The sequence below is a fragment of the Rhodococcus sp. CX genome, from assembly GCF_015865005.1.
Taxonomy (GTDB): Bacteria; Actinomycetota; Actinomycetes; order Mycobacteriales; family Mycobacteriaceae; genus Rhodococcus.
Genome location: NZ_JADZGH010000262.1, coordinates 15952 through 26668, shown reverse-complemented (window position 1 = coordinate 26668; position 10717 = coordinate 15952). Strand labels below are relative to the sequence as shown.

Here is a 10717-nt window from a genome sequence, read left to right as displayed (position 1 = left end):
GCCGCGCCGGCCCGGCGTCGTCGGACCACAACGTCCGGATCACCGCGATCGCCTCGACCAGCGCATCGACCGACTCCCGGGGACTGCGCCGCGGCCCGCCGTTCGCGGCGACCGCGTCCCAGAACGCCCCGGCGCCCAGCCCCAGCTCGACGCGCCCACCGCTGAGCCGGTCGAGCGAGGCCGCGCTGCGGGCCAGGATCACCGGACCGCGCAGCGGCAGGTTCGCGACGTTCGGAGACAGGATCAGCGACTCCGTGCGGGCCGCGATCCAGGTCAACAGCGTCCAGGTGTCGAGGAACCGCGGCTGGTAGGGGTGGTCCTGGACGGTCACCAGATCCAGTCCTGCCCGTTCCGCGACGAGTGCGAGTTCGACGACGGCGTCCGGATCGGCGGCGGTCGGGGTGAGGGATACCCCGAATCGCAGTTCGTGTCCGTAGTCCGGCACGGTCAGGACTTCCAGGACTCGGGATCGACGCGGTGCCGGCTGACGATCGACACCCGGTTGAACGCATTCATCGCGATCGCGACCCACACGATCGCCGAGAACTGGTCGTCGGTCAGGTGCCTGCGAGCCTCCGCGTAGACACGATCCTGCTCGTCCGGCGACGGCAGATCCGTCACCGCCTCCGCCACCGCGAGCGCGGCCCGCTCGACGTCGCTGAACAGGTCGGTGTCCCGCCACGCCCGCAGCACCGCGATGCGTTGCGCTTTCTCACCGTCCTTCAGCGCCTCGCGGGTGTGCACGTCCAGGCAGTAGGCGCACCCGTTGATCTGCGAGACCCGCAGGTTCACCAGTTCGACGACCGTGCGGTCCAGACCCGCCTGCGCCACCGCGTCCCGCACCGCCACCGCGACGGCGACCTGTGCCCGGTACACCGGACGGGTCTGCTTGTCGATGGGGATGCGCTCGGTGCTCGCCACAGAACGATTGTCGGCCATCGGGGCCGACGCGGCCGGCCGATTCCGGAATCGGCCGGCCGCGCGCACGCGATCGGTGGCACGCTCTGAGCATGAGCAACACCGACGTCCATCCGGTCGAGACAACCTGCGAGACCGGCCCGTGTCCCCGCGACGAGGCAGGTCATCCCTACGTCGAGATCCTCACCGCCCGCGAGGTGCCGCTCGGCGGTCCCCGCGCGATGCCGGTCCGGCGGACCCTCCCCCAGCGGCAACGCTCCCTCATCGGCGCGTGGTGCTTCGCCGACCACTACGGTCCCGACGACGTCGCCGCCACGGGCGGCATGGACGTGGCACCCCACCCGCACACCGGACTGCAGACGGTGAGCTGGCTGTTCACCGGCGAGATCGAGCACCGCGACAGCCACGGCGTGCACGCGTTCGTCCGGCCCGGCGAGGTCAACCTGATGACCGGTGGCCACGGCATCTGCCATTCCGAGGTGTCCACCCCGGACACCACGACGCTGCACGGTGTCCAGCTATGGGTCGCGCTGCCGGACAGCGCCCGCGACGCACCCCGCAACTTCCAGCACCACGCGCCCGCGACCACCTACCTCGACGGCGGTTCCGCGAAGGTCTTCCTGGGCTCTCTCGCGGGCAGCACGTCGCCGGTGGAGACGTTCACGCCGCTGCTCGGCGCCGAGATCACCCTCGACGCGAACGCCGAACTGCACCTCGACGTCGACGCGTCCTTCGAGCACGGTGTCCTCGTCGACACCGGCACCGTCCGTCTCGCCCGCACGGAGCTGTCGCGCGGCACGCTCGGCTACGTGGGCACCGGCCTGACGGCGCTGACGCTCACGAACCTCACCGACTCCCCCGCCCGGGTCGTGCTGCTCGGCGGCACCCCGTTCGGCGAGGAGATCGTCACGTGGTGGAACTTCGTGGGCCGCAGCCACGAGGAGATCGTCCGTTTCCGCGACGCCTGGGAGAGCGAATCCGATCGGTTCGGCCGGGTCGAGGGTTATCAGGGGAAGGTCGCGAGGCTGCCCGCGCCCGCGTTGCCGAACGCGCAGCTGCGTCCGCGCCGGAATCCGCTGTAGGGGCCACAAGCAGAAAGGGCGCCTTCCCTGATCCGGGAAAGCGCCCTCTGCTGTGTCTTCGATTGTGGAGACTGTGTTTTCTATTGTGGAGCCTAGGAGATTCGAACTCCTGACATCTGCCTTGCAAAGGCAGCGCTCTACCAACTGAGCTAAGGCCCCGTCCGCCGTCAGCGGCTGGTGACCTCGTGCCATTCGTCTTCGCTCCGAAGCATCCGAGCGATTCCGATGGCCACCAGCACTGCAGCTCCCACGAATGCGAGAACCTTCATGCTGGCTGCCCTTTCGGCACGGGGAGTGGGCCTAGGAGGACTTGAACCTCCGACCTCTTCGTTATCAGCGAAGCGCTCTAACCGCCTGAGCTATAGGCCCTCGAACCGATTCGGAACACTACCCCACCGAACCACGAACGACAAAATCGGTTCGGCGGGGCAGCGTTTTCCCAGGTCAGTCGGGGTCAGCGAGAGTGACCTGCACACCGCCGACCAGATCGGTGCAGAGGTTGTAGATGAACGCCCCGAGCGTCGCCATGGCCGTCAGCAGGATCGTGTTGGCCAGGCCGATCACCGTGGCGTAGCCGAAGACCTGACCTGCGCTGATCAGGCCCCCACTACCGGATTCGGACACGATGTCGGTGAAAGCGCTGTTCAGGCGCTCCCACACGCCCATGCCGGCGAGGATGCCGTAGAGCAGACCCACCGCGACCATCCACACGAAGAAGAGTGAGAGGGAAATCACGGAGGAAATCTTGAGCATCGACCACGGATCGATGCGACGGACCTGAACGGTCGCGCGCAGCGGCTCCCCGGCCATCGGCACCGCCGCGGTCACAGCCGTGGCGGACGACGCGGCGGGAGCGCCCGCAGAGGCCTCCCCGGCCACCGGTGCCGAAGCCGGAAGCGGGTGCTTCACCGTCGACAGGTCCGGCAGGTCCTTCGCGAGGTCCTTACGTTCGATGTGCCGCGTCGGCCCGTCGATGATCGCCGACTTGGCCTTGACGGACGTCCGATCCGCACCGCCGGTCAGCGACGCCGCCGCGGTACCGGTCACGACGGGCCGTGTCGGAGGCGTCGGGGCACTCTGCGGCCGTGCGCTGGCGGGCTGGGCCGAGGCGCGCTGCGGAGCAGCGTTCCCGGTGACCGCCCGGTCGACGCCCTGACCACGACCCGGCAGGTTCGTCTGCGGAGTGTTCTGGTGCGCGGCCGGGGTCTGCTGTCCCCGCTGCCACGGCGGGACCTGACCGGCGGCAGCCGGGCGCTGGGCGCCGGACTGCGCGGGGTTCACGCCCTTGTCCGCGGCCGGACGGACGGTCGGTGTCGTCTGTGCGGTCGGATTCGGTGCGGGCTTGTCCGCAGCGCCCGCCGCAGGCTTGTCGGCACCGGCGGCCGGCTTGTCGGCACCCGTAGCGGGCTTGTCGGCACCGGTCGCGGGCGGATCCGACGGCTCGGACGGTTCCGGCTTCGCCGCAGCCTGGGCCGCCGGGCCTGCGGGGGCCTTCGGAGCGTCGGGCGACTTCGGAGCCGCCGGAGCCGATGCGGCCGACGGAGCCTCTGCCGACGACGGCTTCGCTGCGTCCGGCTTCACCGGCGCATTCGCCGTCTCCTGCCCATTAGGCCCCTTCGGTGCCGGCGACCCCTTGTCGGCACCGTTCGGTCCTTGGGGAGTGCTCACTTACGACTCCTTCGCATCTGATGTGGCGCCCTCCTCGGGCTCATCGGCGTTGCGTGCGATCGCCAGCAACGTGTCGCCCTCGGCCAGGTTCATCAACCGGACGCCCTTCGTCTGGCGGCCGGCCTTGCGCACCTGCTTGGCGGCGGTACGGATGACCCCACCACCGGAGGTGATCGCGTAGAGCTCGTCGTCATCGTCCACGATGAGCGCTCCGACCAGGGTGCCACGCTTGCGGTCGTACTGGATCGTCAAGACACCCTTACCGCCACGGCCCTGGACCGGGTAGTCCTCCATCGGCGTGCGCTTGGAGTAGCCACCGGACGTCGCGACCAGCAGATACGTTCCCTCGCGGACCACGTTGAGGGACAGCAGCTTGTCGTCGCCGTTGAACCGCATGCCCTGCACACCGGACGTCGCGCGGCCCATCGGCCGCAGCGCCTCGTCCGTCGCCGAGAACCGGATCGACTGGCCCTGCTCCGACACGAGCAGCAGGTCGTCGTCGGCGGAGCACAGCACCGCACCGACGAGTTCGTCCTCGTCGCGCAGGTTGATCGCGACGATGCCGCCGGACCGGTTGGAGTCGAAGTCCGCGAGCCGCGACTTCTTGACCAGGCCGTTGCGGGTGGCGAGCACCAGGTACGGCGCGTCCTCGTACGACTTGATCCGGATCACGCCCTGGATCCGCTCGTCCGGCTGGAACGCCAGCAGGTTCGCGACGTGCTGGCCGCGCGCGGTGCGGTTGGCCTCGGGCAGCTCGTACGCCTTGGCCCGGTAGACGCGACCCTTGGTGGTGAAGAACAGCAGCCAGTCGTGCGTCGACGTCACGAAGAAGTTCTTCACGATGTCGTCCTGCTTGAGCTCGGCGCCCTTGACACCCTTGCCGCCGCGCTTCTGCGACCGGTACAGATCGGTCTTCGTCCGCTTGGCGTAGCCGGTCTCGGTGATCGTGACGACGACGTCCTCGCGGGCGATGAGATCCTCGTCGGACACCTCGCCGTCGGACGCGATGATCTTGGTGCGTCGCTCGTCGCCGTACTTGTCGACGACTTCCTTCAGCTCGTCACGGACGATCGCGCGCTGCCGTTCCGGCTTCGCCAGGATGTCCTTGTAGTCGTCGATCTCGCGCTCGATCTCGGCCAGTTCGTCGATGATCTTCTGACGCTCGAGGGCGGCGAGGCGGCGCAACTGCATCGCGAGGATCGCGTCGGCCTGGATCTCGTCGACTGTGAGCAGGTCCATCAGGCCCGTGCGGGCGATGTCGACCGTCTGCGAACGACGGATGAGGGCGATGACCTCGTCGAGCGCATCGAGCGCCTTGACCAGGCCGCGCAGGATGTGGGCGCGTTCCTCGGCCTTGCGCAGCAGGTACCGGGTCCTGCGGACGATGACCTCGATCTGGTGGTTGACGTAGTACCGGATCATCTGGTCGAGGCGCAGTGTGCGCGGCACCCCGTCGACGATCGAGAGCATGTTGCAGCCGAAGCTGGTCTGCAGCTGCGTGTGCTTGTACAGGTTGTTGAGCACGACCTTCGCGACCGCGTCGCGGCGGACCGTGATCACGATGCGCATACCGACGCGATCGGAGGACTCGTCGTGGATCTCGGAGATGCCGGCGATCTTGCCGTCCCGGACCTGCGTCGCGATGGACGTGATCAGGTTGTCCGGGTTCACCTGGTACGGCAGTTCGGTGACGACGATCGTGGTGCGCCCCTTGGCGTCCTCCTCGATCTCGACGACCGCGCGCATCCGCACCGAACCGCGACCGGTGGTGTACGCGTCGTGGATGCCCTGGCTGCCCACGATCAGACCCGCCGTGGGGAAGTCCGGGCCCTTGATGCGTTCCATCACGGCCGCGAGTGTGGTCTGCTCGTCCGCCTCGAAGTTCTCGAGCGCCCAGTAGATCGCCTCGGCGACCTCGTTGAGGTTGTGCGGCGGAATGTTCGTCGCCATACCGACGGCGATGCCGTTGGACCCGTTGATCAACAGGTTGGGGATACGGCTGGGGAGAACCGTCGGTTCCTGCGTGCGGCCGTCGTAGTTCGGCTGGAAATCGACCGTCTCGTGGTCGATTTCGCGCAGCATCTCCATCGCGAGCGGCGTGAGGCGGCACTCGGTGTACCGCATCGCGGCGGCACCGTCGTTGCCGGGGGAACCGAAGTTGCCCTGACCGTCGACGAGCGGGTACCGCATCGACCACGGCTGGGCGAGACGCACGAGCGCGTCGTAGATGGAGGAGTCGCCGTGCGGGTGGTAGTTGCCCATCGTCTCGGCAACGGCGCGGGCCGACTTCACGTAACCGCGGTCCGGGCGGAAACCGTTGTCGTACATGGCGTACAGGACGCGGCGATGCACCGGCTTGAGGCCGTCGCGCACATCGGGCAGCGCGCGGCCCACGATCACGCTCATCGCGTAATCGATGTAGCTGCTCTGCATCTCCTGCTGGATGTCGACGGGCTCGATGCGGTCGTGCCCCGGCCCCTCCGGCGGCAACGTGGTGTCGGTCATGAGCTCCTTCTTCTACTCGGCTCGAACGTCTACCCGGAACCGTCGCCCGGTGGACGTCTCGCAACCACCCGAGTCTATAGGTGCAGGTCAGCGAACACCCAGAAGGACGGCACTTTCCTTCCATCACGTTGCACACAGGACGGTCGTGCCGGCGGGGAGGGCCGGGACCGGTCTAACCGAGCCGCGCGCCCTCGTCGTTTCCGCCCTGTTCGGCGACCCACTGATCGACTTCCCGTTCGAGTTGCGCCGCAACACGATCCGGGTCCATGAGGGTCAGCACGATGGGCAGGGTGATGACCACCGTGCCCACGACGAACACCGCGAACAACACCGAGAAGAGCTCGATCCCACCGGGCATCGCGATCGAGGAGTCCGGTGTCACCTCCACCGACGCCATCCCGAGGAAGTAGACACCGAGGACGGCCGCGCCCGTCACGACACTTCCACAGATGCGCAGGAGCGTGCGGTCCGCGACCTCCACGAGCCACAGGAAGGAGAACGCCACGACCAGCGACACCGCCGCGGTCGCGATGACGAACGGGGTGTCGAAGGTGAACGTGCCCTGCAGCCGCACGGACCACATGAGGGACAGGAACACCACGCAGATCCCGGCGCCGAACAGCACCCCACCGGCGAGCAACCGGCCGGGTGAATGCCCGTCGCGGCTGATCGAGACGACCAGCGCGACGAACGAGCTCACCAGCGCCACCGCCAGCGAGAACGCGATGGTCACCAGATCGTGGCGCACGATGCTGTCGGTGACCCCGAATCCCGCGACGGCGAGAAGCAGGGCGAGCCACGTCCCCACTCCCCCCGCGCACGCGGCCGCCAGCAGCATCCACAACAGCCCTTGCCGATCGGTGGTGGCGAATCGTGCCTTCCTGGCGCTCACGAGGCCGACCAGCAGACCGATCGACGACGTCGCGAACGCCAGGACCACCACCCATGCCCCCATCGAGAAGAGCTGGATGTCGGCGTCCACTACCGGGCCACCGGCTGGTGCAACTTCCTCAGTGCATATTCGGTGACGGTCACCAGAGCGGACTTCGCCGATTCGCGGGCCCGGGCGTCGATCGAGACGATCGGGACCTCCGCCGAGACGGCCAGCGCCTGCCGGATGTCCTCCACGGGGTAACGAGGCGCATCGTCGAACTCGTTGATCGCAACGATGAACGGGAGGTTCCGCGCCTCGAAGAAGTCGACGGCGGCGAAGCTCTCGTCCAGGCGACGGGTGTCGATCAGCACGATCGCCCCGATGGCACCGCGGATGAGGTCGTCCCACATGAACCAGAACCGATGCTGTCCCGGCGTACCGAACAGGTACAGCACGAGATCCTCGGCCAGGCTGATACGACCGAAGTCCATGGCGACGGTCGTCGTGGCCTTCTGGGGCGTAGCGCTCAAGTTGTCCACGCCGTCGCTGGCGTTGGTCACCAAGGCTTCCGTGCGCAGCGGGACGATCTCCGACACTGCCCCCACCAACGTGGTCTTTCCGACACCGAAGCCGCCGGCGATCACGATTTTGGTCGAGGTCACCCGCTTGGGGTCGTTAGAGTTCGCGAAGTCCACTGAGGACCCTTTCAATCAGCTCACGACGCTCCGCGTCGCTCGAATCGTCTTTGAGCGTGGCCAAGATCTGGACGTGTCCGGCCTCGACGAGATCCGCGACGAGGACGCGTGCCACCCCGATTGGCACACCCACCCGAGCAGCGATCTCGGCTACCGACGGGGACTCCTTGCACAACTCCAAAATGGTGGCGTTGATGTTGTCCAGGTCCCGGGCCCGATCGTCGGTGCCCGGGATCGCCTGGATCAACGCCTCCAACGCCAGTTCGACTGCGGGGTTCGTTCGCCCCGAAGTCAGCGAGTACGGGCGGACCAGACTGGGTTGGTCCGGCACCGACTCAGGTTTGCGCGATTCCATGGCCACCTCGACGTCAGGACCCCTGGCCGACCCGCGGGGTCGCCTCGACCGACGCTCCCACGCGGTCGACCAGGAGTGCCATCTCGTAACCGACCTGTCCGATGTCGCATTCCGAGGCGGTCAGGGCGGCCAGGTGAGAGCCGTCGCCGACGCTCATGAGCAGCAGGTAACCGTGCTGCATCTCCACGACGGACTGCAGCACGCCGCCGCCGTCGAAGAGCTGCGAAACACCGTTGGACAGGCTGGCGAGACCGGACGTCACCGCAGCGAGCTGCTCGGCGCGGTCGACCGGAAGGTGTGCGCTGGCGGCCATGAGCAAGCCGTCGGCGGACACGAGCACGGCGTGGGAAACACCGGGAACCTCGCGCGCGAAGTTCGATACCAACCAGTCCAAAGGACGAGTTACATCGGATCCGTGGTCAATATTCATCGAACTCCCTGTTCGTTGTTCTCACGTGTGGTCGCGTTCACCGTAGACCGGCCGTTGCGGACACCCTGCTGGTGACGGCTGAGGTTCGCCCGGATGGCTTCCGGATCGCGCCGTCGGATCGTCGGCCGTTCCACGGGTGCCACGGGTTCGACCGCACCCGGCACCAGACGGTGACCGGGGGCGCGACGAGGCAGACCTGCAGTGGTGTGGTCCTCCACAGGAACCTCGGCCGCGCGCTGCGCTGCTTCCCATCCTGCATCGGCCGCCGACGTCCATTCCCGCTTGCGCCGATCCTCCGGCAGGCTGGTCGGGTCGACGAGCCAGTCGGACATCACGTCGTTGAAGATCGGCGGTGCTGCGGCCTGGCGGCGGAGGGCTCCGGTTTCGCCCCGAGGCTGGAAGAACGAGGCGGTCTTCGCCGAGTTCGTCCGGTACCGGTGCCGTGCGGCCTGGCTGGCCTCACTGTGCGGCGAAACCGAGTCGCCGTTGGCGATGCTCGGCGCAGTCTGCACGGGCGCAGCGGAAGCTGCGGCTCCGACGGTCGCGGCCGGCTGCGGTGCATCCGACTGCGCGGGCCGCTGCGGCAGGCCCGGGGTGGCACCCGGCTGACGCTGCGGCAGACCGGGAGTCGAGGCCGGCTGACGCTGCGGCAGGCCGTTGACCTGCGCCGGGGTTGCCGTCTCGACCGGAGCTTCGGCGACCGGTTCGGGCCGCCGCGCCGGCTGCTGGGCGTGACGCTGCGGCAGACCCGGAGTCGAGCCCGGCTGACGCTGCGGAAGACCCGTGACGGGTCCACCGACCGGCGCGAGCGGTGCAACCGGCGCGATCGGCTCGGAAGGCGCCGGAGCACTCACACCGGAACCTGCCGGAGCGGGAGTCAGACCGGGCGTGGCACCGGGCTGACGCTGCGGCAGGCCCGGCGGGGGCGACTGACGCTGCGGAGCAGGCGACTGCGAGGCACCCGGCTGTGACGTCGAGGGCTGTGACGTCGAGGGCTGGGGCGCGGGCTGCTGGGCGTGACGCTGCGGCAGACCCGGGGTGGCACCCGGCTGACGCTGCGGCAGACCACCCTCCTGCGGACGCCGTGCCGTACCTGCGTCCTGCGGACGCTGCACCGGACCGGAGTCGACGCTCGGCGTGACCACCGTGCGTTCGGAATCCGACTCGACCGCAGGCCGCTGACGCGACGGAAGCGCGGAGGCCAGAGCCGCGGCAGCGTCGGGCTGCACCCGGGGCGTCGGCGTCGACGCGGCCGGAGGCGTAGCCGGCGACTGCGGGACCGGCAGACCGGGGGTCGCGCCGGGCTGGCGACGCGGAAGACCCGGGATCGCACCCGGCTCACGCTGCGGCAGACTCGGAGTCGCGCCCGGCTCACGCTGCGGCAGACCGTCCACCGGCCGGCCGTTCGGCGCCCGGTGGTGGCCGTTGCGTTCCGGCAGCTGATGACCGTTCTGCTCCGGCTTCTGCAGCGACTGAGGCTGGGACACGGGCTGGACCGGTGTGACCGGAAGCTCGCCCGAGATCTCGGGACGGGCCTGACGCGGCACCTCCGGGATCTCGCCCGACTGGTAACCCGGCCGATCCTGCTGTGTCGCGGCCGGAAGCTGCGCCACCTCACGCTCCACGCGCGGCAATGCCGGCTGCTCCTGGGCATCGTTCGGCATGTCGGTGCCGCGCCAGGGCTGCGGACCGGTGTGGGACAGCGCGAGCGGCGAGACGAGCAGAACGTCCGGGATGTGCACGCTGGCAGTGATACCGGGGTTGCGTGCGGTGTCGAAGGTCGGACGCAACCGCACGGTGAGACCGTGCCGGTCCGCGAGCCGCGACACCACGAACAGACCCATGTGGCGGGCCGAGTCGGGACCGACCTCGCCGCCCTGCGACAGGCGGTGGTTGATCGCTTCGAGTTCCTCGGCGGGGATACCGATACCGCGGTCGGCGATCTCGACGAGCAGGCCACCGTCGACGGCGCGAGCGAAGCTGAACGTGACGTTGCTGTCCGGCGGCGACGCGCGCAGCGAGTTGTCGACGAGCTCGGCGAGCAGGTGGACGATGTCGGTCGCGACGGCGCCGCTGAGGGCACCGTCCGGCGTCGAACCGATCTGAACGCGCTGGTAGTCCTCGACTTCGGACATGGCCGCGCGGAGGATGTCGCCGAGCTGGACGGGCGCGGAGTGACCGCGACGCACC

10 protein-coding genes and 2 tRNA genes are annotated in these 10717 nt (G+C 68.7%); 1 reads left to right on the top strand and 11 read right to left on the bottom strand.

Annotated features, from left to right (window positions below):
• Together I0Q12_RS34225 and I0Q12_RS29010 are read right to left on the bottom strand one after the other, a co-directional pair.
• Nucleotides 1-445: LLM class flavin-dependent oxidoreductase (locus I0Q12_RS34225; protein ID WP_307846614.1), on the bottom strand; the 445-nt coding region annotated here is incomplete at its 3' end.
• A gap of 2 nt (nt 446-447) precedes the next feature.
• Nucleotides 448-939, bottom strand: a complete 492-nt coding sequence (locus I0Q12_RS29010) for a carboxymuconolactone decarboxylase family protein (protein ID WP_197257116.1) — start codon at nt 937-939, stop codon at nt 448-450.
• A 71-nt stretch (nt 940-1010) separates the two neighbouring features.
• Between I0Q12_RS29010 and I0Q12_RS29005 the strand changes: the two genes are divergently transcribed.
• Complete coding sequence (locus I0Q12_RS29005) at nt 1011-2000, top strand: pirin family protein (RefSeq protein WP_197257114.1); 990 nt, start codon at nt 1011-1013, stop codon at nt 1998-2000.
• Nucleotides 2001-2086: 86 nt separating this feature from the next.
• Here the strand turns inward: I0Q12_RS29005 and I0Q12_RS29000 are convergent.
• The 9 genes from I0Q12_RS29000 to I0Q12_RS34220 form a co-directional block, all read right to left on the bottom strand.
• Nucleotides 2087-2159 (bottom strand) — tRNA-Ala (locus I0Q12_RS29000).
• 136 nt (nt 2160-2295) lie between these two features.
• Nucleotides 2296-2369, bottom strand: a tRNA-Ile gene (locus I0Q12_RS28995).
• A gap of 75 nt (nt 2370-2444) precedes the next feature.
• Nucleotides 2445-3668: a DUF3566 domain-containing protein gene (locus I0Q12_RS28990; RefSeq protein WP_197257112.1), complete on the bottom strand. Its 1224-nt coding sequence runs from the start codon at nt 3666-3668 to the stop codon at nt 2445-2447.
• Complete coding sequence (gene gyrA, locus I0Q12_RS28985; RefSeq protein ID WP_197257110.1) at nt 3669-6173, bottom strand: DNA gyrase subunit A; 2505 nt, start codon at nt 6171-6173, stop codon at nt 3669-3671.
• Nucleotides 6174-6345: 172 nt separating this feature from the next.
• Nucleotides 6346-7155: a signaling protein gene (locus tag I0Q12_RS28980; protein WP_197257108.1), complete on the bottom strand. Its 810-nt coding sequence runs from the start codon at nt 7153-7155 to the stop codon at nt 6346-6348.
• Nucleotides 7155-7709: an ATP/GTP-binding protein gene (locus I0Q12_RS28975; protein WP_068159210.1), complete on the bottom strand. Its 555-nt coding sequence runs from the start codon at nt 7707-7709 to the stop codon at nt 7155-7157. The genes I0Q12_RS28980 and I0Q12_RS28975 overlap by 1 nt, the downstream gene beginning before the upstream one ends.
• A gap of 13 nt (nt 7710-7722) precedes the next feature.
• The gene (locus I0Q12_RS28970) at nt 7723-8097 is read right to left on the bottom strand and encodes a DUF742 domain-containing protein (protein ID WP_072808921.1); all 375 of its coding nucleotides are present in this window, start codon (nt 8095-8097) and stop codon (nt 7723-7725) included.
• Between the two features lie 13 nt (nt 8098-8110).
• Nucleotides 8111-8527, bottom strand: coding sequence for a roadblock/LC7 domain-containing protein (locus I0Q12_RS28965; RefSeq protein ID WP_068159208.1), 417 nt, complete (start codon nt 8525-8527; stop codon nt 8111-8113).
• Nucleotides 8524-10717, bottom strand: a 2194-nt coding sequence (locus tag I0Q12_RS34220; RefSeq protein ID WP_231611660.1) for a sensor histidine kinase KdpD, incomplete at its 5' end; no start/stop codon positions are given. The genes I0Q12_RS34220 and I0Q12_RS28965, both read right to left, overlap by 4 nt.